This is a genomic window from Halapricum desulfuricans (genome assembly GCF_017094525.1).
GTDB lineage: Archaea > Halobacteriota > Halobacteria > Halobacteriales > Haloarculaceae > Halapricum > Halapricum desulfuricans.
In genome coordinates, this window is the sequence record NZ_CP064788.1 from 2,869,684 (window position 1) to 2,893,909 (window position 24,226).

General features: G+C 64.5%; 20 protein-coding genes and 3 pseudogenes. 9 read left to right on the forward strand and 14 right to left on the reverse strand.

The annotated features are described in order from the left end of the window. Positions 1–66 precede the first annotated feature (66 nt). Positions 67–1,665: a hypothetical protein gene (locus tag HSR122_RS14725; protein WP_229110573.1), complete on the reverse strand. Its 1,599-nt coding sequence runs from the start codon at positions 1,663–1,665 to the stop codon at positions 67–69. A gap of 101 nt (positions 1,666–1,766) precedes the next feature. On the opposite strand from HSR122_RS14725, the gene HSR122_RS14730 reads away from it, so the two are divergent. Next, positions 1,767–3,356, forward strand: coding sequence for an Hsp70 family protein (locus HSR122_RS14730; RefSeq protein ID WP_229110575.1), 1,590 nt, complete (start codon positions 1,767–1,769; stop codon positions 3,354–3,356). Between the two features lie 115 nt (positions 3,357–3,471). Then, complete coding sequence (locus HSR122_RS14735) at positions 3,472–3,678, forward strand: hypothetical protein (protein ID WP_229110576.1); 207 nt, start codon at positions 3,472–3,474, stop codon at positions 3,676–3,678. 259 nt (positions 3,679–3,937) lie between these two features. Here the strand turns inward: HSR122_RS14735 and HSR122_RS14740 are convergent, their stop codons facing one another. Together HSR122_RS14740 and HSR122_RS14745 are read right to left on the reverse strand one after the other, a co-directional pair. Then, on the reverse strand, positions 3,938–5,458 hold the full coding sequence (locus HSR122_RS14740; RefSeq protein ID WP_229110577.1) for an amidohydrolase: 1,521 nt from the start codon (positions 5,456–5,458) through the stop codon (positions 3,938–3,940). Positions 5,459–5,545: 87 nt separating this feature from the next. Beyond that, positions 5,546–6,373: a deoxyribonuclease IV gene (locus tag HSR122_RS14745; protein WP_229110579.1), complete on the reverse strand. Its 828-nt coding sequence runs from the start codon at positions 6,371–6,373 to the stop codon at positions 5,546–5,548. Between the two features lie 86 nt (positions 6,374–6,459). On the opposite strand from HSR122_RS14745, the gene HSR122_RS14750 reads away from it, so the two are divergent. From HSR122_RS14750 to HSR122_RS14760, 3 genes are all read left to right on the forward strand, one after another. Then, positions 6,460–6,852 carry a DUF192 domain-containing protein gene (locus HSR122_RS14750; RefSeq protein ID WP_229110580.1) on the forward strand — a complete coding sequence of 131 codons (393 nt, stop codon included), beginning with the start codon at positions 6,460–6,462 and terminating at the stop codon, positions 6,850–6,852. Between the two features lie 48 nt (positions 6,853–6,900). Next, on the forward strand, positions 6,901–7,410 hold the full coding sequence (locus HSR122_RS14755; protein ID WP_229110582.1) for a metal-dependent hydrolase: 510 nt from the start codon (positions 6,901–6,903) through the stop codon (positions 7,408–7,410). Between the two features lie 201 nt (positions 7,411–7,611). Next, entirely contained in the window at positions 7,612–9,162 is a 1,551-nt protein-coding gene (locus HSR122_RS14760; protein ID WP_229110583.1) for a (R)-citramalate synthase, read from the forward strand. A gap of 45 nt (positions 9,163–9,207) precedes the next feature. Here HSR122_RS14760 and HSR122_RS14765 read toward each other — a convergent pair whose 3' ends face one another. The 5 genes and pseudogenes from HSR122_RS14765 to HSR122_RS14785 form a co-directional block, all read right to left on the reverse strand. Continuing rightward, on the reverse strand, positions 9,208–9,873 hold the full coding sequence (locus HSR122_RS14765; protein ID WP_229110585.1) for an MBL fold metallo-hydrolase: 666 nt from the start codon (positions 9,871–9,873) through the stop codon (positions 9,208–9,210). Positions 9,874–9,904: 31 nt separating this feature from the next. Further along, positions 9,905–10,723, reverse strand: coding sequence for an aldo/keto reductase (locus tag HSR122_RS14770; RefSeq protein ID WP_229110587.1), 819 nt, complete (start codon positions 10,721–10,723; stop codon positions 9,905–9,907). Between the two features lie 285 nt (positions 10,724–11,008). Then, a complete protein-coding gene (locus HSR122_RS14775) occupies positions 11,009–11,599 on the reverse strand; it encodes a MogA/MoaB family molybdenum cofactor biosynthesis protein (RefSeq protein ID WP_229110588.1) in 591 nt (196 codons plus the stop codon). A gap of 44 nt (positions 11,600–11,643) precedes the next feature. After that, complete coding sequence (locus tag HSR122_RS14780; RefSeq protein WP_229110590.1) at positions 11,644–12,462, reverse strand: amidohydrolase family protein; 819 nt, start codon at positions 12,460–12,462, stop codon at positions 11,644–11,646. A gap of 131 nt (positions 12,463–12,593) precedes the next feature. Next, positions 12,594–12,680 (reverse strand): annotated as a pseudogene (locus tag HSR122_RS14785) (VapC toxin family PIN domain ribonuclease); the annotation flags it as partial. Between the two features lie 75 nt (positions 12,681–12,755). On the opposite strand from HSR122_RS14785, the pseudogene HSR122_RS14790 reads away from it, so the two are divergent. Beyond that, positions 12,756–14,180 (forward strand): annotated as a pseudogene (locus HSR122_RS14790) (IS4 family transposase). Positions 14,181–14,399: 219 nt separating this feature from the next. Here the strand turns inward: HSR122_RS14790 and HSR122_RS14795 are convergent. After that, positions 14,400–14,495, reverse strand: a pseudogene (locus HSR122_RS14795) (VapC toxin family PIN domain ribonuclease); the annotation flags it as partial. Between the two features lie 211 nt (positions 14,496–14,706). On the opposite strand from HSR122_RS14795, the gene thsA reads away from it, so the two are divergent. Continuing rightward, complete coding sequence (gene thsA, locus HSR122_RS14800; RefSeq protein WP_229112227.1) at positions 14,707–16,260, forward strand: thermosome subunit alpha; 1,554 nt, start codon at positions 14,707–14,709, stop codon at positions 16,258–16,260. Positions 16,261–16,309: 49 nt separating this feature from the next. On the opposite strand, the gene HSR122_RS14805 is transcribed toward thsA, so the two are convergent. Together HSR122_RS14805 and HSR122_RS14810 are read right to left on the reverse strand one after the other, a co-directional pair. Then, entirely contained in the window at positions 16,310–20,398 is a 4,089-nt protein-coding gene (locus HSR122_RS14805; protein ID WP_229110591.1) for a DNA-directed DNA polymerase II large subunit, read from the reverse strand. Further along, entirely contained in the window at positions 20,395–20,817 is a 423-nt protein-coding gene (locus HSR122_RS14810) for a PPC domain-containing DNA-binding protein (RefSeq protein ID WP_229110593.1), read from the reverse strand. Before HSR122_RS14810 ends, HSR122_RS14805 begins: the two co-directional genes overlap by 4 nt. Before the next feature lie 146 nt (positions 20,818–20,963). Here HSR122_RS14810 and HSR122_RS14815 point away from each other — a divergent pair, with 146 nt between their 5' ends. Next, complete coding sequence (locus tag HSR122_RS14815; RefSeq protein ID WP_229110594.1) at positions 20,964–21,188, forward strand: hypothetical protein; 225 nt, start codon at positions 20,964–20,966, stop codon at positions 21,186–21,188. 48 nt (positions 21,189–21,236) lie between these two features. Then, complete coding sequence (locus HSR122_RS14820) at positions 21,237–21,653, forward strand: hypothetical protein (protein ID WP_229110596.1); 417 nt, start codon at positions 21,237–21,239, stop codon at positions 21,651–21,653. Between the two features lie 6 nt (positions 21,654–21,659). On the opposite strand, the gene HSR122_RS14825 is transcribed toward HSR122_RS14820, so the two are convergent. From HSR122_RS14825 to HSR122_RS14835, 3 genes are read right to left on the reverse strand one after another with little or no spacing between them, the layout of a single operon-like run. Then, positions 21,660–22,370 carry an OapC/ArvC family zinc-ribbon domain-containing protein gene (locus HSR122_RS14825; RefSeq protein WP_229110597.1) on the reverse strand — a complete coding sequence of 237 codons (711 nt, stop codon included), beginning with the start codon at positions 22,368–22,370 and terminating at the stop codon, positions 21,660–21,662. After that, entirely contained in the window at positions 22,370–22,762 is a 393-nt protein-coding gene (locus tag HSR122_RS14830; RefSeq protein WP_229110598.1) for a DUF2073 domain-containing protein, read from the reverse strand. Before HSR122_RS14830 ends, HSR122_RS14825 begins: the two co-directional genes overlap by 1 nt. Positions 22,763–22,767: 5 nt before the next feature. Continuing rightward, entirely contained in the window at positions 22,768–23,415 is a 648-nt protein-coding gene (locus HSR122_RS14835) for an Era-like GTP-binding protein (protein WP_229110600.1), read from the reverse strand. Between the last annotated feature and the right edge of the window lie 811 nt (positions 23,416–24,226).

Sequence of the window (24,226 nt, forward strand, 5' to 3'; positions counted from 1 at the left end):
GTAGCATAAAAGTCAGTTGTCGTAGCTCAAAAAGCCGTTTGATAGTACCAGAGGGGGTGCAAAGAGTCAGGACCCGGGCGCCCGCGAACGGACGCGGAGGGCGACCGACTCAAGGGCGTAGGCCAGGCTGTACAGCGAGGTCAGCGCGAGCGGGACAAACGCGAGCGCGCCGAACGAGACGACGACCAGTTCCGCGTTCGCCGCTCCGAACACTGTCGATTCGACTGCCGGGAGCGCGGCCAGCACCGTGGCGTACGTCCCGAAGATCCCGGGATGCGTGGCCGACAGGCCGAGGCCGATCACTGCGAGTGAGGCGACGGCGCCCGCCAGTGCGAACGCGAGCGTGGAGACAGTGCCACATACAAGCGACAGGGGCCGTGGCGCGCCGACGTCCATCGCCGCCTGGAACGTGAACGCGGCCAGTACCGCTGTAAAGGCCAGTCCCGGCCACTGTGGCAGCGTCGACCGACCGATCGCGACGAACAGCGCACCCGCGAGTGCCGCGAGCGTCGGCCCGAAGACCAGCCAGGCGTCACGTGGCAACGCCGCACGCTTTCGCGAGACGATCCGCGGAACGAGCGCCCGGCCGGCGGTCCACGCGGACGTCGCCGCCGCCAGTCCGACCAGCAGGTAGTGAACGAGCGCGAGCGTCGCGAGCGGCCGGTCGAGATCGACCAGCGGGAGTCCAACCACGGCGATATCGACCGTCGACTGGACCACCAGCGCAACGGCCAACAGCGGGACGAACGCGACGGCAGCGACGGCCGATCCGACGAGTCCGCCCCCGACAGATCCGACGGCTGACACGACACTCCAGCCTCCTGTTGCGAGGACGTAGGCGACGACGTCACGCAGCCGGTCGAACGGGGCCGACAGCCACGAGGTCGTCCCGGCGGGCGACGGAACCGACCTGTCGCTCCCGGAGCGATCGGGGACAGCCGCGGCGTCGCTTTCGAGCGGGCCGGGAGCGGCCGAACTCGGATGGCCGAGACGCAGCTGTGTCGTCGGCGTCTCGTCGGCCGTGCCGCCCGTCGTCGCCTGTTCGGAGACGGCCGCCGCGCCGCCCTCGCGGACCTGATCGAGCAGTTCGTCGACGGCCTCGGGCTCCAGCAGTGCCGTCCGCCAGAGCTGCTGTCCGCCGGTCAGCCACAGGGAGAACGAACAGGGTCGGTCGGCCCGATGCCAGCTCCAGGCCGCGACGCCGAACCCGGCGTCCTCGACAGCGTACCCGTTCCGGATGTCGTCCCGCTCGATCGCGTCCGGAAGCGGCGTCGTCACCTGCTCGTAATAGTCCTGAAACTCCCGGGCACCCCCTTTCGGACCCAGCACCTCGATGAATCCCCGAAGGTGGTCGTACAACGTCGCCTCGTCTCGAATCGCGTCGATGGTCTCCGTCGAGAGGGTTTCGAAGGCGATCGTCCCGTTGATGGGTCCGAGCGACTCGTGACAGTCGTCGTACCGTCGACGCTGGTCTGGATTCTCGAGGACGTTGCTGGCCTCGTTGATCCGCATGTGGCGCTTCTCGTCGGCGTCGGGGCTGGTACCCATCGGGGAGAACCGCCGGTCCGCCTGCTTGCGGCGGCGTTCGATCGTCTCGGGATCCGCCCCCGGCTCGACGCCGATCCGCGCGTAGTAGTCGATCGCGTCCGGGTCGGGCTCTGGCATGCCTTCGATGTCCGACACGTGGGCCGGATCACCCAAAAGCGTCCCGTCTCTGGGTGACAAGAACGAAAAACCATTTAGGAGATGCCCGAACACGTAGGGGTATGGTAGAAGGGTACGCAGTGGGGATCGACCTCGGAACGACCAACAGCGCTATCGCTGCGGTCACGGGGGACGAACCCGAGATTATTCCGAACAGCGACGGCGACCGGACGACACCGTCGGTCGTCATGATCGACGAGAACGACGAGACGGTGGTGGGACAGCCGGCGGCCAACCAGGCGGTCAGCAAGGCAGCGCGCACGGTACAGCACATCAAGCGCCACATGGGCGACGACGACTACGCCGTCGAGATCGACGACGAACAGTACCGCCCGGAACAGGTCTCGGCGCTCATCCTCTCGCGACTGCTGGCCGACGCCGAAGCGTATCTCGGTCGTGACGTCGACTCGGCGGTGATCACCGTCCCGGCGTACTTCGGCGACGCCGAGCGGCAGGCGACTCGCAGCGCCGGCGAGATCGCCGGTATCGACGTCGAGCACGTCATGACCGAGCCGACGGCGGCCTGCCTGGCCTACGGGCTTCAGGAGACCGGCGACGCCGACACTTCGGAGTCCCACGAGAAGCGGCACGTGTTCGTCTACGACCTCGGCGGCGGGACCTTCGACGCGACGCTCGTCGAGATCGACCTCGAACACAATCACATCGAAGTGAAGAACACCGACGGCAACCGCCGCCTCGGCGGCGAGGACTGGACCCAGCGGATCGTCGACCACCTCGCCGAGATCGCAAAGGAGGAAGGCGACGTCGAGATCGCCGGCGATCCCGAACAGGAACAGCGTCTCTACGACGCCGCCGTGCGGGCGAAACACGACCTGTCCAGCCGCGAGCAGACCGAGGTCACCGTTCCGTATCTCGGTCCCAACTACAACCTGGAGACGACGCTCACCCGAGAAACACTCCAGGAACTGACCGCGGACCTGCTCGATCAGACCATCGACGAGGTCGACGAACTGTTCGAGCGCTCCGAGCACGCGATCGAGGAGGTCGACGAGGTGCTGTTGATCGGCGGGGCGACCAGGATGGCGCAGGTCCAGGAGACCGTCGAATCGTACTTCGGGATGGAGCCGCTTCGCTCGATCAACCCCGACGAGGCCGTCGCGCTCGGTGCGGCGACTCAGGCCGAACTGATGTCGGCCAGCGGTGACACCACCGCCGACGACGTGTTGCCCGGCGAGGAAGAGGACCTGCTGCTGGTCGACGTGACGCCCCAGCCGATCGGGATCGAACTGCACGACGGCGATTTCGCCCCGGTCGTCGAGCAGGACGAGAAGGTCCCGATCAGCCGGAGCGACGATCGGTTCACGACGGTCATGGACGACCAGACTGGCGTCCGGTTCCCCATCTATCAGGGACAGGCAGAGGAGGCCGAGGACAACACCAAACTCGGCGAGATGGTGCTGTCGGGCATCCCGAAAGCACCCGCGGGCGAGCCGACCCTGGAGATCAACTTCGAGGTCCAATCCGACGGGACCCTCGAGGCGTCAGCCACGCACTTCGAGTCCGGCGAATCGGTCGATACGACGATCGAATCGGGCGTCCGGCTCTCAGAGAAGGAGATCGAGCAGATGCGAGAAGCGCTACCGACGCTGAAAGACCGCGCGGTCGCCGGGGCCGAACAGAAGGAAGCGTAGGCCGAACGCGCGACCGAACCGAGCACGGATCTGACGGAAGAGTCACACGAGCCGCCGGCCCCGACGCGCGATCCAAACAGGTTTTTCGATGCGCACGAGAGTACACTCACGAGCCATGGCTGAGGACGACCCAACAGTGCCGATCATCTGCGAGGAGTGTGGGACCGAGACACGGGTTCCGCTGGAGCGCCTGGCCGAGACGCTGGAGCGACACAACGAGAACCGCCACGACGGCGAACAGATCGCACAGGTCGATCCCGATATTGCCGATCGAATCGCCGACATGGTCGCCAACGATCTGGGGTTGCTCGAGGACGAGTAGCAACTGTCTGACCGTCGGCGACTGGAGCTACAGATAACACAGCAGTCCACATCACTCGCTTTCGCGCTTGCGTCGCTGTTTCATCTCTTCGATCAAGGGTCGACCGCGGCCTTCTCGCGGTCTTTCTGCGCGATGACACGATAAATCGGGACGAGAAAGCCGATCAGCCCAGCCAGGGTCAGTACGATCTAGAACGTTTCCATACGTGTGCGTCGTCGTGACTGGCCGATAGCCGTTTCGACGCCACGACAACGGTGTGCTAGCGACTGTCTGCGACGATCTCGCCGCCCACCAGCGTCGCCACGACGTCGATGTCGTCGATCGTCGCGTCGGGAACCTCCCAGGGCGACTCCGCGAGTGCGACCAGATCGGCTCGCTTTCCCGGCTCGACCGTTCCCAGCCGGTCCTCGTCGAAGCCAGCGTAGGCACCGCCGAGCGTGTAGGCCCGCAACGCCTCGGTGACCGACAGTCGCTGGCTCGATTCGGGCGCGGTGACGGCCTGTCGAACGCCGAACAGCGGATCGAGCGGCATGCAGTCGCTCCCGAACGCCAGTCGGACGCCCGCGTCCCGCAACGCCGCGAACCGGTTGGTTCGCGCCCGCCGCTCGGGACCGAGCGCCGTCTCGTAGAGGCCGTTCGGCCGCGCCCAGCGGTGGAAGTTCGGCTGGGCCGAGACGACGGTCCCGGCGTCGGCGAGCCGCTCGATCGCCTCGTCGGTCAGCAACTCGGCGTGCTCGATCCGGTGGCGGCCGCCCTCGGTGTCCTCGTAGGCGTCGAGGACGGCCTCGATCGCCGCGTCACCGATCGCGTGGGCGGCCATCTGGAAGCCGCCGTCCGCGACTCGCTCGACCAGCACGGCGAGGTCGTCGGGATCGCGAACCCAGGTGCCGTCCGTGTCCGCGTCGGCGTACGGCCGGGAGAGCTTCGCCGTTCGACCGCCGATCGACCCGTCGGTGTAGGTCTTGATCGCGCCCGTCTCGACCCGGTCGCTGCCGTGGTTGGTTCGTGCACCGGTCGCTTCGAGCGCGTCCAGGAAGTCGGCCCAGTAGTTGAGCCGCACCCGGAGGTCGAGTTCGCCAGCGAGATCCAGTTCCCGGTAGACGCCCGGGACGTGCCGATTGCGGATCATGTCGTGAACGGCCGTGACACCGCGGTCGAGCGCGACCGACTGGGCGGCACGCAGGTACTCCCTCGTCTGGTCGGCGTCGGGTGCGATCGCGTCGGTGACGGCCTCCAGCGCGCTCTCGACGAGCACGCCGGTCGGCTCGCCGCCCTCTGTCCGGACGTCCTCGTCTGGCAGGTCCGCTTCGAGCCGATCGAGCGCGACGCCGTTGACCGAGACGACGTGCAGGTCCTCGCGGAAGGCCGCGACCGGCCGATCGTCGCTGACGCGATCGAGGTCCTCGCGCGTGAGATACCGCGACGCCTCCCAAGTCGACTCGTCGTATCCGAACCCGAGGATCCAGCCGTCGTCTTCAGCCCCGACCTGAAGCCGGGAAACGGCCTCTCGTGGTCCGGACGCGTCCCCGAGGTCGGTCTCGACCTGTCGCCGGCCCAGGATATCCATGTGTGTGTGGGCGTCGACGAACCCGGGCAACAGCGTCGCGCCGTCGAAGTCGTGCGTGTCGGTCTCGACGCCCTCCAGAAACCGGACCTCCTCGGCCCGGCCGACCCGGACGATCCGACCGTCCCGGATCGCGACCGCTTCGAAGGTCTCGTCGGGTTCGGTCAGCGTGTGTCCCTCGACGTTCGTGACGATCCGGTCGGCCGGCGCGGTCATGGGGGAAGCCGGGACCGGGACTGCGTTAAGCGTTCCGCCCGATGGCGGCTACCGGATCCGTATCGTCCGATAGGCGCCCTCACGACGCTACGCTCGCAGTTCCCGCGCGCGCTCGACGTTCCAGGCGAAGCCACGCCCGTCCTCGGTCGGGGTCTCCAGCACGAAGGGCAGATCGCGCAGCGCCTCATGGGAGACGACGGCACTGATCCCTTCCTCGCCGATTTCGCCCTCGCCGAGGTGGGCGTGTTCGTCCTTGTTCGTCCCGCAGGCGTGTTTGGAGTCGTTGAGGTGGACACAGGCGAGGTTGTCGAGGCCGACGACCTCGTCGAACTCGGCGATCGTCTCCTCGACGCCTTCGGCCGTCGAGAGATCGTAGCCCGCGGCGAAGGCGTGTGCGGTGTCAAGACAGACCTCCAGATCCTGCTCGGAGCGCTCGAGCACGCCCGCCAGATGCGCGAAGTCCCCGCCGAGTTTCGTCCCGCTACCGGCGTCGCTCTCGACCAGCACCGTCACGTCCTCGGGCACGTCGAGCTCGTCCAGCGCGCTGGCGGCGTTGTCCAGCCCGCCCTCGACGCCCGCACCGGTGTGAGCACCCAGATGGACGTTGACGTACTCGATCCCGAGTGTGTCGGCCGCGTCGACCTCTTTTTGCATGGAGTCGACTGACTTCACCCGGAGGTCGTCCTTGGGCGTACAGAGGTTGACGAGATACGAGGCGTGGATGACCCACGGGCCGACGCCCGCCTCGTCGCTGCGCTCGCGGAACCGTTCGGCCTCGTCGTCGCCGATATTCGGGTCCTGCCAGACCTGCGGGGAGTGGCTGAAGATCTGGCCGCAGTTGCCGTCGTACTCGACCTGCTCGTCGACAGCGTTGTATACGCCCCCGGCGATGCTCGTATGTGCTCCGATCAGCATATCCGAACCAGGGCGGGCCCGATCAAATGGGCTTCGAAGCCGGCGACGCCGATAGCGTTTTGCCCCCGGTGGCCGATTGCCCGGCCATGCGTCTGGTCCACGAGCGCGACGGGGCGTCGGCCACCCTCGCCGACGACGTCGAGATCGCCGAGGGGTTCGTCCAGACCTCGAAGGGGCTGATGTTCCGATCGTCGATCCCCGGGGACTACGCGCTTGTCTTCGAGTTCGAGCCGCCGTCCGGAATCAGCGCGAAGCTTCCGTTCGCCGGCGACGACGCCGTTGCCCGGCGGTTCATCCACATGCTGTTCGTCCGGATGCCACTCGACGTGCTCTGGTTGCAGGGCGAGACGGTCGTCCACGTCAAGACCCTGCGGCCGTGGGTCGGAGTCGGGATGGCCGATGCGGATCGGATCATCGAACTGCCGGAAGGGGCGGCGGAGGACGTCGAAGTCGGCGATCGGGTCGTCCTCGAGCGGTGAGACGGACGACACCCACGCTTACCGTCTTCCGGCCACGACAGACAGACGATGTACCGCTACGGACACTACGGCGCTGCGCTTGCGGGGTATTCGCCGCTGGGAGCCGTCGCGCTCGCGCTCGGGTTCGAGACCGCTGCGGTCGGGGGCGCGGTCGTGGCGGTCGGGCTGGCGATGGTCCCCGACTGGGATCAGAAGGTACCGGGGATCGCCCACCGCGGTCCGACCCACACCGTCGCGTTTGCGAGCGTCGTCGCGGCCGTGCTCGCGGTCGCAAGCGCGGCGATCGCGTGGGCCAGTCCCGAACTGGGGCCGCTCGTCGCGATGGGGGCCGGCCTCTATCTCGGGGCCGCCGGCGGCGTGACGATCCTCTCGCACATCGCGGCCGACGCCCTCACGCCGATGGGCGTCAAACCGTTCGGCGACGGCGAGCGCTACTCGTTTGACGTGTGTCGGGCCGACAGCACGCTCGGCAACTACGGCCTGCTGGCACTCGGCGTACTCGTGGCAGCACTGGCATACGCCTTCGGCGCGGCGGTGAACGGTCTACTCGGACTGTGATACTGCCGGATTGCCAGTTCCGGACGATTCTCCACTCCGCCACGGCGGCCGTCTTCACGAACGTACAGCCGAGAATCGCTGCCCAGAACCCAACACATTAATCACCCACCATCCCATACTACCGGCTCACGATGTCGGATTCCAACGACACGGAGGATAGAGGAAGTCGCCACACGGCGGCTGGCCGCGAAATTCTACCCCATGACTGACGGTGCCGGCAATAGCGCGGGGCTGTTTGGCAGCGGCCTCGGCTCGTCCGGACGACCCGAAGACGTACAGCTTCTCGATACGACGCTGCGTGACGGCGAGCAAGCCCCGGGTGTCTCGCTCACGCCCGAGGAGAAAGCCCGGATCGCACGGGCGCTCGACGACGCCGGGGTCGACGTCATCGAGGCCGGGAGCGCGGTCACGGGACCGGGCGAGCGCGAGACGATCTCCCGGGTGACGGATCTCGATCTGGACGCGACGGTCACCAGCTTCGCCCGCGGCGTCGAGAACGACATCGACCTCGCGATGGACTGTGGGGTCGACGGGATCAACCTCGTCGTGCCCGCGAGCGACAAGCACATCGAGGACAAGATCGGCACGACTCACGCCGAGAACGTCGCCCAGACGGTCGAACTCGTGGAGTACGCCAGAGACCACGGCCTGTGGGTCGAGGTCATCGGCGAGGACGGCTCCCGGGCCGACCTCGATTACCTCGAAGAGCTGCTGGGTGCCGCCCTCGAGGCCGGCGCGGATCGGGTCTGCTATGCCGACACTGTCGGCCACGCGACGCCCGACCGGACGATCGAGGCCGTCTCGCGGCTCGCGGCACTCGGGCCGACGAGCACCCACACCCACGACGATCTGGGGCTGGCGGTCACGAACGTGATGGCCTCGCTGGCGGCGGGCGCGGATCTGGTTCACGGGACGATCAACGGCGTCGGCGAGCGCGCCGGCAACGTCGCCCTCGAGGAGGTCGCGATCGCGCTCGATCACGGCTACGGGATCGAGACGATGGACCTCACGAAGGTCTACGACCTCGCGCAGTTGATCGCCTCCAAGACCGGGATCCCGCTCGCGCCGAACAAGGCCGTCGTCGGCGAGAACGCCTTCACACACGAGTCGGGCATCCACACCGACGGCACGCTCAAAGACGAGTCGATGTACGAGCCCTATCCGCCGGAAAAGGTGGGCCGCGAGCGCCGACTCGCGCTGGGCAAACACGCCGGTCGCGCCGGCGTCGAGGCGACGCTGAACGAGCACGGGATCGACGTCGAAGAGGACGAACTCCGTGAGATCGTCGCCCGGGTCAAGGAGATCGGCGAGCGCGGCAAGCGCGTCACCGACGCCGATCTGCTGACGATCGCCGAGGACGTGCAGGGCCGCGAGCGCGAGCGCCGCGTCGAGTTGCTCGACCTGACCGCCGTCTCGGGGTCGGACGTGCCGACCGCGAGCATCCGACTGGACGTCGACGGCGAGGTGCGCGAGGAGGCCGCGACCGGGACGGGGCCGGTCGACGCCGCGATGCAGGCCGCCGAGGCGGCGCTCAGCCACACGGCCGACGCCCAACTGGAGTCCTATCACGTCGACGCGATCACGGGCGGCCACGACGCCGTCGTCACCGTCGAGGTCGAGATGTCCCGAGGCGACGACCACGTCACCGTCACGGCCAGCGAGGCCGACATCACCCGCGCCTCGATCGAGGCGATGGTCGACGCGATGGACCGGCTCGTTGCCGGCGAGGACACGGTAATCGCTGACGACTGAACACCACTGTCTCGCTCGGGTATGCGGCGAGTCGATTGCCAACCGTCACAGTCGGTCGGCCAGCTCTCGCAACCGCTCGTGACCGTCCCGTTCGAACGGGACGCCGTGACCCATCCCGAGGACGTCGACCTCGGGAAGCGCCGCGGCCAGTCGTTGAATACTCGCTCGCACCTGTGCGGTGTCGTGACTCAACAGCCCCGGTGAGGGCTCGAGTCGCCCGCCGGACTCCCGGACCAGATCGCCGACGAACGCGACCGACAGGCGCTCGCTGACGTAGCTGACGTGTCCCGGCGTGTGACCGGGGGTATGGACGACGGTGAACGAGCCGACGGTGTCGCCGTCGCCGATCGAGCGGACTGGGCCGGCCGGCGTGGGGCAGAACGGGGCCGCGAGACGCTGGCTCAGTCCCTTTCGGCCGGTCACGCCCGGACGGCGCTCGCCTCCCACCAGCGGAGCGTCGGTCGCGCCGGCGTAGACGGGTGCATCAACCCGGTTCAGCACGCCGACGTGATCGACGTCGTAGTGGGTCACCAGCACCCGGTCGATATCGGCGAATCCGTGGCCGAGGTCCCGCAGGTCCCGCGCCAGTTCGCGGCGCGACAGCGGTGTGCCCGCGTCCACGAGCGTCAGCGTGTCGCCGTCTTCGACGAGATAGGCGTTTACGCCACGGAGATCGAACCACCAGACGCCCTCGATGAGTTCCGTCGCCATGCGAGAGCGTACTCGTGCCAGCCCCGAAAAATCACACCATCGACCGCAGGTAGGCCGCGGCCGTCCGGAGTTTCGAGGGCTGGCGGATCTCGCGCATCTCGGCGTCGCTCAGCCGGAAGTCGAAGACGTCCAGATTCGCCTCGATGTGCTCGCGGCTGGTCGCCTTGGGGATCGTGACGACGCCGTCCTGCTGGAGCAACCACCGCAGGGCGACCTGTGCCGGCGATTTGCCGTAGGCCGCCCCGATCCGTTCGAGGATCGGATCGTCCAGCACGCTCCCCCGCGCCAGCGGGCTGTAAGCCGTCAGGAGCACGTCGTGAACGCGACAGTAGTCCAGCAGTTTCCGCTGGTCCCAGTAGGGGTGATACTGGACTTGGTCGGTGAGGATCGGGGCGTCGCTGACCTCGCGGGCGCGCTTGAGCTTCTCGACGCCGAAGTTGCTCACGCCGACGTGGCGGATCAGTCCCTCGTCGCGCAGGTCGGCCATCGCCCGCAGCGTCTCCTCGTGGTCGGCCCGCGTGAGGTAGTTCGGCTGGTGAATCAACAGCAGGTCGACGTAGTCGGTCCCCAGTTTGTCGAGACTCTCGCGAGTCGAATCGACCACGCGCTGGTAGGTTCGGTTGCGGGTGTCGAGTTTCGTCGTCAGGAAGATCTCCTCGCGGTCGACCTCGGCGGCTGCGATGCCCTCGCCGACTTCGGCCTCGTTGCCGTAGGCCTGCGCGGTGTCGATATGTCGATACCCCACGTCCAGGGCCGTCTCGACGGCGGTGGTGCAGTCCTGGCCGGTGAGTTGCCACGTTCCCAGGCCGAGCGCCGGAACCTCGACACCCTGGGCGGTCTCGTACTCCATACGCTGGCGTACGGTTTCCGGGGTCAAAATCCTCCGGCTTGTGGCGGTGACGGTTCGAACACCGCTTTCTATGAAAACACGCGCAAAACCGAGAAAATCGAACGCCACGAGTCGGCCCCGCGTCCGGAACTTCCCGACGCTGTCGCACAGACTCCGGCGTTTGACGAACCCGATCTCGACGCAGTCGATGTCGACACAGACCGGTAATACTGGTGGCTATACCGTTTCGAAATGATCCGGCCACCAGCACGAGATCGAACAGACATCTAGCAGCCCAGTTCCCAGTCACGCTTGCCTGGCCAGTCCCGCGAGATGACCGACCACCTCGACGACGATCTCCTCAGTCCCCAGCCGGACGGCGTTCTCGCTGCCGGGCAGGCAGAACACGGGGACGCCGTCGGCGATGCCGGCGGTCGCGCGCGTCGCGATCGCTCGCGTTCCGATCTCCTCGTAAGAGAGGCGTCGGAACAACTCGCCAAAGCCCGGCAGGCGCTTCTCGAAGAGTGGTTCGACCGCCTCGACGGTCACGTCGTCGGGGGTGACGCCCGTCCCGCCGGTCGTCACGACGGCGTCGACGTCCGAGCGGCCGACGAACCTGTCGACCGCGCTCTGGACGTTGTCGTAGGCGTCCCGCACGATATCTCGCGTGGCGATCTCGTGGCCCTCGGCTTCGAGTGCGGCGACGATGGCATCGCCCGCCGCGTCTTCGTCTCGCGTGCGTGACGAAGAAACAGTCAGCACCGCGACCCCGAGGGTTTCGAGGTCGTCCGCGTGGTGGTGTCCCGAATCGTGCTCGTGATGGTGCTGTCTGCCGCCGGGCTCGTCGCTCTCGTGATCCGATCGGTCGGGTGCGGAGCCGTCGTCGCTGTCGGCCATACCGGACGCTTCGGGCGCGGGGGCGAAAACGTTCCGCTCGATCGCTAGAACGATCGGGGAGCGAGTTCATCAAGAACGCGGCCGGCGTTGTTCGAGAAGGCCCTGCGCATCGCGTCCTGCGAGACGTCAAGCGTCAGGATCTCCATGATAGCGACGTTCGGGTGGGCGCTGGGTGCGCCGCTGCCGAACAGCACCCGATCGGGATGTTCCATCAGTGCCCGTTCGAGCGGGTCGCGAAACCGGACGAAGCTGGTGTCGAGATAGCAGCCGTCCCACGACGCAAGCAGATCGATCGACCGTTCCATCGCGTCCCGGTCGAGCGGATAGCCGCCGAAACTCGCGACGACCGTCGTGATCCCCTCGGCCAGCAAGGTGTCCGCGACCGACTCCGGGGGAAACGCCGTTCCGGCGTGGACGAGCACCGGCAATTCGACCTCGGCGAGCGCCGCAAGTACCTCCTTGTCCGGCAGGCCGTCATGGGTCGGGTGGACGACGAACCCGGCGAACCGATCGTCGTAGGCGTACTGTTCGACATCCTCGGGCGCGGTGTGCTCGTCGTTGCGTCTGGCGGCGAGGTTCTTCAGTTTCGATCCGGTCCCGGTCCCCGGATCGAGCGCGCCGGTAATCCGCGCCAGCGGCACGAACGGCCGGCCGACGCTCATCCGGGCGACGGCGTTGTTGGCCTTGAGGTAGTCGCCCTCCCGCCCCGGCGGATAGACGACCGACCGGACGATCCCCGCCTGATGCATCTCCCGTTCGAGGCGCTCGGGACCGCCAGTTCCCTCGCGTGGCCGGCGCTCGACGTCCGGCTCCAGCCGGGCATTGACGTCCACGACCCGGAACTCGTGCTCCAGCTCGAGCATCCTCCCTGTGATGGAGCCCACTCACTATTAGTACTCCCGGCCACCGGAGTCGTCCGGGGGCCCGTCTCCGCGCAAACCCGGATGAAAATAGCGATCAGCACAGGAACCGTACGATCGCGAACGCGAGTCGGTCACTCCGGTTGAAATGGGTTCGTTGCAATGTCGAGGCGGTAGACGTCCTCTGTGGCGTCGAAATCGTCGTCGAACGCGTAGAGGTGACATCCTCCTCGCCGTGAACGGCTGTCTCTTACCCACAAGTACAAACGGCAGTGTTGACAAGCTGAGACTGGAAGATGGGACGCTGTTCACGGGGGTGGCGGCCAGACGTTGACGAAGATGGACAGTTGCGTGATATGGATATTTCGGGCTGAATTCGAACGGAGTTCCGATCAGCCGATTTTGGAGATAAGCGTCTCACTGATCGTCTGGTACAGATTGGGGATGAACTCGGCAGTTCGCCTGCCGAGTCCATCCCCGGTGCCTGCGAAGACTGGGCATCCACAAAGGCTACATACCGATTTTGCGATAATGACAGTGTGGACCCTAGCGAGGTCATCTCTGCTCACAGGCAAGCACAGCAATCGCGAGTGAGTGGCGGAGACGAGCTCTTGGTCGTCTCCGACACGACGTACCTCACCTTCCCTCGCCACCCCGGAAAGGAAGGTCTCGGCGATATTAGCTCCTCAGATATTGATGTTGGAGGCGTCAAACTCCATTCATCGGTTGGTATACGCCCTGATACGCAACAAATGACCGGGATCATCGACCAGCAGGTGCTGGTCGAGGATCAACAGGCCGACACCGATTCCATCACAAACGGCAAAGACGACCCAATTCAGGTTGACTCCCAATACGAGAAATGGCTCCGTGGAGACAGAGAAACGCTTGAATGGGTTCCTGAAGATGTGCGCCCGATTTTTGTCCACGACCGAGGTGGCGATGCATTCTCGTTGTTCGAAGAACTTGGCAGAGAGCATGATAACGCTGGGTTTGTCGTCCGAGCCAACCAAAACCGGCGTATCTGGACAGAAGAGGGCGATACTGGCAAACTGTTCGAGTGGAGTAGCGACCTCGCCGAGCGAGGTCGCGACTCAATTGAGATACAACAGGGAGGAGGCCGAGAAGCCAGGACGGCAGAAGTGTCAATTACAGCAGGGACGTGCGAGGTGCGGGCGCGGAAAAACAATCCTGGACAGGAGGGGTCAGTTGAGGTCAATGTCGTGAGGGTTGACGAAGTCAGTGAGGCGGACGATCCGATTCAGTGGGTGTTGCTCACCACTGAATCGATCGCCACGCTCGAGGATGTTTTGACAGTTATCGAGTATTACCGTCTTCGGTGGCGGATTGAAGACTGGCACAAAGTGCTGAAGACGGGCTGTGAAATCGAAGAACGACAACTCCAGACCTGGGAGCGGATGGAGGTATTGCTAAGCGTGTACTCGGTGATCGCGTGGAAGGTACTGGAACTACGAGAGCTAGCCCGTGGTGAGGACTCGGCTACTCCGGAAACCTTGTTAAGCGACGCTGAACGCGCAGTTCTGGAAACAAAATTTCCAGAACTGAGCGGGCAGAACGGCAAAGCCTACGCGGTACACGTAGCGAAACTCGGTGGGTATCTAGACCGTGGCCCCGATCCTCCACCAGGCTGGCAAACGATGTGGAAAGGCCTCCAGAAGCTTCGCATGTGGGCAGAAGGCTACGAACTCGGTGCTGAATGAGCGCCAGAGACGCTCATTCAGCGAAACTCGCCGTGAATTGAGACGAATCCCCTATTGTGCGGACAGTTTCCTGCTCATCGATCAAGAGCCACTGCGATCCAACCTGAATAATGAGGATCTCCTGACCAATCCTCTCCTCTTAGTCCCGTTTCAGTTAATTTTATGCGACAAAACTTAATTATGGGTAAGAGACAGCCGTAAACGGCGGGATTCTCTCCTCGCAGAAAGATAGCCGAGCCCTTCCGCTTGCATGTACGCGATGATGCAAGCATCGACGAACGAGAAGCGCTCGTGCTGGCGGAAGAGTGCTGTACCGATTTACCGGTGCGACCGCACGGCTTCGTGCGGTCGATCCGAAAGGGACGTACAACAGTCACTGTGACAATCCCCAGTAATGGCTGCTGCAAAGCTCCGGATTGGTCCGGGAAAACTGCGACACCACCCTTCCTCGACTCGATAGTTTTATATAGAACCGCTAACGACCAATTAACCGAGGAATACAATCATGTCTAGTGGTCAGCGACGCATGGGCGGACAGCCCCTTTTCATCCTCGAGGAAGACACCGAGCGGACACAGGGCAAGGACGCACAGAGTTCGAACATCTCGGCCGGGAAGGCCGTCAGCGAATCCGTCCGGACCACACTCGGTCCGCGCGGCATGGACAAGATGCTCGTCTCCGACGACGGCGACGTCGTCATCACGAACGACGGTGCGACCATTCTCGGCGAGATGGACATCGAGCATCCGGCGGCCCAGATGATCGTCGAGGTCGCCGAGAGCCAGGAGGAAGATGTCGGCGACGGGACGACCACGGCCTCGGTACTCGCGGGCGAACTCCTCTCGAAGGCTGAGAGCATGCTCGACGACGACGTCCACCCGACGACGATCGTCGAGGGGTATCACGAGGCGGCCAGTCTCGCCCAGGAGGCCATCGACGAGCAGGTCATCGCGACCGACCTCGACGACGAGCAGCTCCTGCAGGTCGCCAAATCCAGCATGACCGGCAAGGGCACCGGCGATGTCGCCGGTGACGTGCTGGCGGAAGTCGTCGTCGATGCGGTCCGTGCCGTGCAGAGCGAGGACGGCGTCGACCGCGACGCGATCTCCCTGCAGACCCAGATCGGGGCCGCGTCCTCTGCGACGGAAGTGATCGAGGGTGTCGTCGTCGACGAGGAGCCGGCCCACGAGAACATGCCCCGGTCCGTCGAGGACGGGGCCGTCGCGATAATCGACGGAGCGATCGAGCTGCAGGAGAGCAACGTCGACGCCGAGTACAACGTCACCAACGTCGACCAGCTCAACGCCGCGCTGGACGCCGAAGAGCAGGAGCTGCGCGGGTACGCCGAGGCGCTGGCCGATCTCGGTGCCGAGATCGTCTTCACGACCGACGACATCGACGACCGCGTGCAGGCGTATCTCGCCAAAGACGGGATCCTCGCGTTCGAGGACCTCTCCAGCGACGATCTGGCGTCGATCCGGTCGGCCAGCGGCGCGACCCGCGTCAGCGGCGTCAAGGCACTGGAAGCCGACGATCTGGGGACGGCCTCGGTCAGCGTCCGGAGCTACGGCGAGGCCGAGCTCGCGTTCGTCGAAGGGCCGGAAGCCGAGACGGTCACGGTCTTCGCCCGCGGCAGCACCGAGCACGTCCTCGACGAGGTCGAGCGTGCGCTCCAGGACGCACTGGACGTCGTGACGGCCGCGCTTGATAAGGGCGGCATCGTCCCCGGGGCAGGCGCGACCGAGATCGCCGTCGCGGCGCATCTCCGCGATCACGCCGCCTCGATCGAGGGGCGCAAGCAGCTGGCCGTCGAGGCCTTCGCCGACGCCATCGACGTCCTGCCGCGCACGCTCGCGGAGAACACCGGCATGGATCCCATCGACGCGCTGGTCGACCTCCGCGCGGCCTACGACGGCGGCGACTGTGCAGGTATCATCTCCGAGGGCCAGACCGGTTCGGTCACTGACCCGCTCGAACACGGCGTCATCGATCCCGCCGCGGTCAAACACGAGGCCGTCCACAGCGCGACCGAGGCAGCCACGATGATCGTTCGCATCGACGACGTCATCTCCTCGTCGTGAACTGAAACGGCCGTTTTCGATCCGAGAGGAAGTGTCGTCAAAAAACAGATCACATAAAATCCGCAATACCGGACTGTTTGTTTTTGTCATTCTCGAAAATCCGCTCAATCGACCGTTCGAGGATCTCCAGGCGCTGTTTCGTGTAGGGCCGACAGTCGAACTCCTCGGCGACCTCCGTGGCGGTGTCGATGTACTTGGTGACCGATCCCTCGTGGACAGTCAGGTTGACTCGGCCGCCACATTCGCGACACTCGCCGGAAAGCGGTGGCCTTCGATACGATTCCCCGCAGTCGAGACAGCGGTATTCCTGCCGAGAGAACGCCCGGAGGTTACCGATCAGGTCCGGCAGGAAGTGATACTCGATGATCCGCTCGGCGACGTCGGTCTCGTCGACCGCCCGGAGTTTCCGCGCCAGCTCCAGCTGTGCGTCCATCTTCTCCTCCATCGACCCCAGCGTCTTGTACGCCGACAGGTCCGGTCCCATGGCGATGTCGGTCGTGTCGTGGGTGTGATCGAAGCCGGTATACTCGCGGTCGGTCCCGAGCGTCTCCTCGGCGATAGTCATGATGTCTTCGACGTCCTCGGGATCGGCCAGTTCCCGCGTGGCCTCGTAGAACTCCAGCGGATACTCCCGCATGATGTCGACGTTGTGGGCCTCGTCGTCGATTTCGGAGGGATCGATACGGGAGGACATCACCAGTGGCGCGTCCATCCTACCACCCCTCTTATCAGGTAAGTAGTATTTACTAAAATTCAATAATCCGTCCATCAGTAGCATCACACAGTCTTCGTCTCCGTCGCATTGTGCGGTATAGACGTTTTCGACAGCAACGTTATGTGTGTCAGAAACAGTCAGATTATATACATAATCGAGGTCGGTCTGGACATATTCGAGATCAGTGACGGTCTCGAAGGGGACGCCGCTGTCGCGGGTCGCGTCGCCGCCCATTGTCGTCGTCTCGCCGCCGTCGAACGCCGGGAGCCGGTCACCGACGTCGAGTTCCGAGGCTTCGACTTCTTCGAGGCGGCCGTCCGCCCGGCGAAGCATCGAGTGGCCGGGCGTGACCGTCAGCGATTCGTCTTCGGTCTCGACGCGGATCATGTGTTCCGGTGCCGGATGCTTCGAGACGGCCTCGAGGGGTTTGCGGCAGGGCTGGCCGTCCGCGTCGACGGAGGGAACGAGCACGTCCGCGTCGGGTTCGTCGACGAGGTCGCCGAAGTCCGTCTCGTCCGGATCGGTCAGGTGCTCCTCGACGAGCGTCTCGATGGTGTCGAAGCGCCAGTCGCCGTCCTCGCCGTACCACAGCCGCGTGTCGGGATGGAAGCAGTTGCGTCGCTTTGCGGCGTGGAAATACGGGTGCGCGTAGCCGACGGCCGCGGACGTGAACCCGACGACCCGTCCGACCGTTGCGGCACTGGTGTGAGGGGCCATCCCGAAGACGAGTTCGCCGACCAGTTCCTGTCGGTCGTCGAGTTCGTAGTACGGCGCGAGCCCGTAATACTGGGTGAGCAGGTCGTCGACGAAATCGGCCGTCTGCAGCATGTGCTCGGCCGCGCCGTCCGAGAGGACGATGTCCTGGACCTTGAGTTCGACGAGCTGGTCGTCGTGGCGGAGCGGGTCGCCGTTGACGTCTTCCTCGTAGCCGAGTTCGCGGAACTGTTCGACGGTGACATCCAGCTCTTCCGGCCGGACCGACGTGACCGGCAGGTCAGTCATGTCGTATCGGACCGTACCGTCTTTGAACGCGCTGACGTCATGTTTCGCCCGGAGGACGCCCTTCTCCATCGGCTCGGGGACTTTCTGCTCCGAAGACAGTCCCTTGACGCCTTTCAGCACGTCGAAGGCCGTCTCGCGCTCGCCGACCGACGAAAGCGCCGAGTGGAACTGCTCGCTGACGTCGACGGTCCTGGTCTGTGTCGGATTCGCGAGCGTCTCACAGCGGGGGCACTCCGCACGACCCGACTCGTCGGGCTCGATCTCCTGTCCGCAGTCCGGACAGACGTACACCGCCTCTGTGTTGCCACCGCAGTCCGGACACCGCGCCTGATAGGTCTCGGTCCCGCACTCGACACAGCGACGGCGACTGACCTCGAGTTCGACCGCGCCCTGCTGGCCGCGCATCGACTCGGAGTGGGAGGCCGCCTTCGAAACGTCGCGCTGAGACCCCCCCGCTTCACCGATCGGAAACAGCGTGTGCACGGCCGGCGAGAGTTCCCGCTCCTCGGACTTTTCGGGTCGTCCCATCCGATTGCCGATCCGGGTCGGGGCTCGCTCACGGACCCGAAACGGTGCGACCTCGTTGATCGCGACGATCGCGTTCTCGCCGTCAGCGTACGTTCGGGCCCGTTCGGAGAGGCTCTCCCGGGCCCACTCGCGCTGCAGGTCAGTCTCGAACCCCAGCGAGCGGACCAGCGGTCGCCACTCCGGGACCAGCAACGACTCCTCTGTCTGGGTGTGTTCGACCAGCAGCGTCTCCAGCGTCTCGCGAACGCTCTCGGTCCGTGGAACGACGAGTTCGGCGTTTCCATCCGAAACAGAGGGGTGGTCAGCGGTCGCACCGTCCGTCGTCGCCAGTTCAGATTCCTCGATGACTGTAGCCAGTTCACACACCCGGTCGACGCTCACGTCGTGCCAGAGATAGGTATATTTCGGGTGGAGTGGGACGCCGTACCGGTCGGACCATGAGAGCGCCTCCTCGGGGTCCGGATCAGCGAGATCGACGTCGACGGCGTCCCGTATGGCCCGAACGTCAGCGTCGGTGTCTTCCAGTTCCTTGACCCACCACTCGACGGTGTAAGAAGCCGGCGCGAGCGGGTGGTTGTTCTCGACGAACTCGCCGTAGTTGACCAGATACTCGCCGAGATCGAGGATCTTCTCGACGCCGTTGCGAACCGCCAGTGCTTCCTGTGGGTCGTCGATCCGCCGGACTTCGCCGTTGGCGAGTCTGACCGTCGGCCCTTCGATGGAGTCGACGGGGACGACGCCTGCGGCCTTGCCCGGTTGTTCGGTCTTGATCTGGGTGCCGGTCGCCAGGAAGTCATCGACGAGGCGCATCGTCGCGGGGTGGACGCCGGCGGTCGCGTTCCCGTGGTTGCGGGCACGGCCGTAGCGGAGTCGAAACCCCCCGGCTTCGCTCGGATGGCCGAAGACGGGCCGTCCGGCGATGAGGTCCCGGAGGTACTTCTTCGAGGGGTCCGGTCTGGGCGGGCCCGCTCGCGATTCAGCCTCGTCTTCGCCGTCGTCGGACTCGTCGTGGCGCTGTTCGTCGGCGTCCTCCGAGTCGTCGGGTTCCGAGTCGCCGATCGTGCCGTCGATGAGGTCCTGCAGCCAGGGCCACTCGACCTCGTCGAGATTGCGGGTGTAGCGCTGGATCTTCGGCGCCTTGAGCGCGATCCCCTCGGCGAAGACCAGACACATCCCGCCCCGCGAGGAGTTGGTGTCGACGCGTTCGAGGTCGCGATACCCCGAGACTTCCTCGTCGCCGGTCGCCTCGCCGTCGAGCATGATCGGGATGTGCTCGGTGATGAACCTCGACTCCTTCTCCTTCGGGGAGTACTGGAGGCCAGTCTCCGTGTCGTAGAGTTCGACCTCCTCGGCGTAGCGGTTGATCTCCTCCTCGCGGGGCTTGTACTGGTCGATCCCGAGCAGCGCACGGGCGTAGTCGGCGACCAGCACCGACAGGGCCTGTGCAGTCCCGCCCGCCGACCGGATCGGACCGGCGTAGTAGATGTTGACGAACTCCGTGCCGTCGTCGTTGTCCAGGATCTCGACGCGGTCGATCCCCTCGATGGGTGCCGCGACGACGCCCTCGGTGAGCAGGGCGACGGCAGTGCGGACCGCGCCCTCGATCTTGCCAGCCTCGGAGTCGTAATTGCCGACGGTGCCGTCGACGAAGTCCTCGACCAGTTCGAGCGCGGCCTCCTCGCGGGACATCTCTCCCTCCAGTTCGCGGACGCGCTCGGCGACGCCGTCGATCCCGAGGATATTCTCGACGCGGTCGGCCATGTCCCGCGCGGTCGGGATCTCGACTTCGGGTTCCGGATCGCCGCCGCGCTCGCGGGCCTCGTTGGCGATCTCGATGGCGGTCTCGAGTTCGCTCTCCAGCGTCTCGAAGTAGCGCTCGTCGACCTCCCTCATAGCGGCCAGAGATCGAGGTCGGTCGGCTCGTCGTGGACGCGTTCGAGCGACTGCTCGAAGGCCCGGACGTACAGTTCACCGGCGAAGACCGTCGCGCTGTCGAGATGACCGGCAACGGTCGAGCCGTCACGGCGCGAGAGGACGGCGTGCGTGTGTGCGAAGGGTTCGCCCTCGAGCAGCGAGACGTTGCCCACGCAGGAGGCGATCTCCAGGGGTTCGTCGAATTCCATCGGATCGTACTCCTGGTCGTCCTGATCGTAGTACCACAGTTCGGCGTTCTGAACGGCACCGAGGCCGACGAAGAAGGCGGCCTTGATCCCCTCCGCGCGTGCGAAGTCCTCGATCTGCCCGCGCCAGTCCTCGCCGTGTGCGAGACGCGCGACGAACTCCCGGGTCCCGTCGACTTCGCGATAATCCATATCCACACGGAACGGACGGGAGCGATAAAATAGTTGCCAACGGTGGCGAGCAGCTCGAGGTCGTGACAGTTCGACGTTACCGAGTGATAGAGTGCGCTTCCAAAGACATCCAAAGGCGATAAATAATATCTCTCTGGAACGAAACTGTGAAGCGACTCCCGTTCGATCGACGGCAACGTATCGTCGCCGTACTCGCGGTCGTCGCCGTGAGCGTCGGATCGATCGCCGCCGTTCAGGCGACGGCGTCACAGACGGTCCCGGCCAGTACCGGCGACACCTGTGAATACGATACGTACAGCCCCCCGGAGCTGGATGTCAGCTGGACGCAATCGTACAAGGACGGGCTCAGTAACGGCTCCGAACGGGACTGAAGTGGCGGGCGGATCGTGCAGGTGGGTGGAAACGGAGAGTGCTCGCTGTTGGTCAGCGACGGACGTTCCGAGTCTCTCGACGGGATCGCGGTGGGCGTCGCAGAGCCGGACGAATCGGGGACGCCCACCGAATCGCCGACTCCCGGGGAAACGACGAGTGAAGATGAATGGCCGTTTCCGGAAGACGAGCCGCGGTTTGACGACCCGGACACAGATCCCGGAGCGGAACCGGATAGGAGCGGGATTTTCTTCGGTCTGATACTCGCAGGCTGGGGCGTGATCGAGTTCCGCTACGCGCGACCGCTCGCTCGATTCGAAGAGCAACTCGACGCGATCGGGAGTACGACACCTGTTTCGGAAGTCGAACCCGCGGAGTGGAAAGTCGCGCTCACGAAACTCGTCGGCGTCGTGTTCGCACTCGTTGGGCTGTACCTGATCGGGCAGGGGATCGTAATGCAGAACTGAGCGAAATCAGTCCTGCCAGCGATCGGGCACCTGAATGGAGTACTTGCCATCTTCCTGCAGGGCGATGATGTACTCCTCGCGGTCGTACAGCTCCATGAGATTGAGCTCGTACTGGCCGGGTTCGACGACCTTGATCGACTCGAACTGATCGTTGAGCTCCTCCCGGAGTTCCGAGAGATCCGGACGGTCCGACTCGTCGGGTTCCTGGGCGACCGTGGCGTCATCGGGTGCCCGTTCGGGCGAATCGGGGCCGTCCTCCGGGAGTTCGTTCCGATCGACGACATCCGAGCGGGCGCTTGCCTGCGCCGCGTCTTCGGATCCACCGGCCGGCGCAGCGTCGTCACTGGCGGACCCGTCCGCAGCGGTCGAATCGTCGTCGAGAGCGACGTTCTCGGACGGAGCGGAAGTTCCCCCCTCGTTTCCGGTGGAAATCCCGTCACTTACTGAACTCCGGCTCGACGAATCCCCTTCGTTTCCAGTGGAAGATCCGCCGACGAGGTTTCGGACGGTCGCGGCAGCGTTGCCGACCGTGCCGGCGACCGAGTCTTCGGGTTCCGGCCGGTCGGGCGGTTCGGCGTCGCCAGGTGGTTGCTCGGGGATGTCCGTACCCTCCGGGTGAAACTGGAACTTCGTGCCGCCACACTCCGGACAGCCCGAGAGCATCTCCTTGGAGCCGTCCTCGAACACGTGTCCGCAGGCGGTACACTGGTGTGGCATCAGTTCCGGGAGACGAGTGCGCTGATGAGCGTTTCGTCCTTGTGCAGCGTCTCGATCTGATCGGCCGGACCGATCACGGTCAGTTTCTTGGGGGTCGAGTCTTTGCCCATCAATCGACCGAGAAAGCTCCCCCCGTCGTCGTCGGACTGGGGGTAGCTCTCGATCTCGATGCCGTTGAACTCGTCGGGGCTGATCTCGGTCATCGTCACTTCGATCAGCCGCGACTCCTCGTCAGGGGTGAGCCCTTCCTCGAGGATCACGATATTGCCCTCGCGGACGCCGTCGAGGATCATCCGGATCTTCTCCATGCTGGTCAGCCCCTCCATGCGCTGGGCGCTGATCATGTCGATCTGGACGCCGTCAGTGTCGTCTGGTGTCTTGACTTCTGCCATCGTGATCACCCGAAGTACTCCGCGATCTTGCCGTAGACCTCGTCCATGTTGTCGCCTTCCAGCGCGGAGAGGGGCACCGTCTCGTGCTGGGGGAAGGCGTTTCGGATCCGCTTGACTGAGGAGTCCTCGAGGTCGATCTTGTTCGCGAAGATCAGCACGGGCAGATCCTGACTCTCGATGATGCCGATCAGCATCGTGTTGACCTGCGTGAACGGGTCCTCGGCGCTGTCGAGCACGTAGATCACGCCGTCGACGTCCTCGCGAAGCCAGTGCATGGCCTCGGCGACGCCTTCGGTGGCCTCCCGGGAACGACGGACGGCGTCCTCCTTTTCCATGTCGTGATCGAGAAACTCGGTGTAGTCGACTTTCGTCGTCACGCCGGGCGTGTCGACGATGTCGATCGAGACGGACTTGCCGTTCCGTTCGATCTCGACGTTCTCTTTCCGACGGGCGCGTCGCGTCTCGTGGGGAATGTGACTCTCCGGTCCGACGGCGTCGCCGTGTTCCGTCCAGTCACGCACGATCCGGTTGGCCAGGGTCGTCTTGCCGGCGTTCGGCGGCCCGTAGATGCCGATACGTTTCGGGTCCTGTTCAGAGAACAGCGACGCGGCTGCACGGGAAATGCTGTCCCTGAGTCCTGTGAGCAGTCCCATCCTCTGTATCCTCCCGCGCCCGATACCGGGCGTCTGCACGTACAGGCTACCCGAATTCACTTAAGTATACGTCAGACATACATAAATGACCGTACACGACGACCAAGGGCAGTCAGCAAAACGCTGGTCGTGTGATGGACATATATATCAGAAAATGTATTATTTTGCACTATCTGTCATATATTAGATGGTATGATAGGTCGATAGCCGTGAGGTTATATACCATATGTATTCTCTGTCCATATTTCTAGAGTGTCTGTGTCCTAGGGTGCCGTAACCGCCCCTCCCCCACCCCTTCGTTTCAACTGGAACACCCAGAGACACGGGATGATGCAAGCAGAGAGTGGTGTAGAATAGCGGAAACCGACGAACGAACAGTCGATCTCGCCCGGGGCGCGGTACATCAGATCAGCTAGGAAGAACCGAACGGACAGGAAGCTAGTCGCAGTGCCAATAGCCACATCTTATTTGGCGTTCGGAACCGGCGAGCGACACGTTCGGAGGTGGAGCAGCTCTAGTACGTCTTTGTTTCTAGGTTTCAATTGATGTCGTCCCTACCCCAGTGTGTCTTCGTTTCTAGCCTTCAACTGCTTTTATTCTAGGTAACTAGAAGTAATAGGCGTTATACTCTTCCTAATCTTCAGTGCGGGTATGGTCCGTATCTCATGGATTTAAATCCATCGACTCTAGTAGACCCTTTTCTCACCCCCTCCCCCTGTTTCTGTCGTTCCAGTCGAAACGAAGGGGTGGGGGGGTTCCATGTCATGTGGTATATTCTCACTATGTCCACACAGGCCCGGACAGGTTACCC

Bases quoted from the DNA above. Each gene is read 5' to 3' on its own strand.
- HSR122_RS14725 (WP_229110573.1), bottom strand. From the start codon at position 1,665: ATGCCAGAGCCCGACCCGGACGCGATCGACTACTACGCGCGGATCGGC.
- HSR122_RS14730 (WP_229110575.1), top strand. From the start codon at position 1,767: ATGGTAGAAGGGTACGCAGTGGGGATCGACCTCGGAACGACCAACAGC.
- HSR122_RS14735 (WP_229110576.1), top strand. From the start codon at position 3,472: ATGGCTGAGGACGACCCAACAGTGCCGATCATCTGCGAGGAGTGTGGG.
- HSR122_RS14740 (WP_229110577.1), bottom strand. From the start codon at position 5,458: ATGACCGCGCCGGCCGACCGGATCGTCACGAACGTCGAGGGACACACG.
- HSR122_RS14745 (WP_229110579.1), bottom strand. From the start codon at position 6,373: ATGCTGATCGGAGCACATACGAGCATCGCCGGGGGCGTATACAACGCT.
- HSR122_RS14750 (WP_229110580.1), top strand. From the start codon at position 6,460: ATGCGTCTGGTCCACGAGCGCGACGGGGCGTCGGCCACCCTCGCCGAC.
- HSR122_RS14755 (WP_229110582.1), top strand. From the start codon at position 6,901: ATGTACCGCTACGGACACTACGGCGCTGCGCTTGCGGGGTATTCGCCG.
- HSR122_RS14760 (WP_229110583.1), top strand. From the start codon at position 7,612: ATGACTGACGGTGCCGGCAATAGCGCGGGGCTGTTTGGCAGCGGCCTC.
- HSR122_RS14765 (WP_229110585.1), bottom strand. From the start codon at position 9,873: ATGGCGACGGAACTCATCGAGGGCGTCTGGTGGTTCGATCTCCGTGGC.
- HSR122_RS14770 (WP_229110587.1), bottom strand. From the start codon at position 10,723: ATGGAGTACGAGACCGCCCAGGGTGTCGAGGTTCCGGCGCTCGGCCTG.
- HSR122_RS14775 (WP_229110588.1), bottom strand. From the start codon at position 11,599: ATGGCCGACAGCGACGACGGCTCCGCACCCGACCGATCGGATCACGAG.
- HSR122_RS14780 (WP_229110590.1), bottom strand. From the start codon at position 12,462: ATGCTCGAGCTGGAGCACGAGTTCCGGGTCGTGGACGTCAATGCCCGG.
- thsA (WP_229112227.1), top strand. From the start codon at position 14,707: ATGGGCGGACAGCCCCTTTTCATCCTCGAGGAAGACACCGAGCGGACA.
- HSR122_RS14805 (WP_229110591.1), bottom strand. From the start codon at position 20,398: ATGAGGGAGGTCGACGAGCGCTACTTCGAGACGCTGGAGAGCGAACTC.
- HSR122_RS14810 (WP_229110593.1), bottom strand. From the start codon at position 20,817: ATGGATTATCGCGAAGTCGACGGGACCCGGGAGTTCGTCGCGCGTCTC.
- HSR122_RS14825 (WP_229110597.1), bottom strand. From the start codon at position 22,370: ATGCCACACCAGTGTACCGCCTGCGGACACGTGTTCGAGGACGGCTCC.
- HSR122_RS14830 (WP_229110598.1), bottom strand. From the start codon at position 22,762: ATGGCAGAAGTCAAGACACCAGACGACACTGACGGCGTCCAGATCGAC.
- HSR122_RS14835 (WP_229110600.1), bottom strand. From the start codon at position 23,415: ATGGGACTGCTCACAGGACTCAGGGACAGCATTTCCCGTGCAGCCGCG.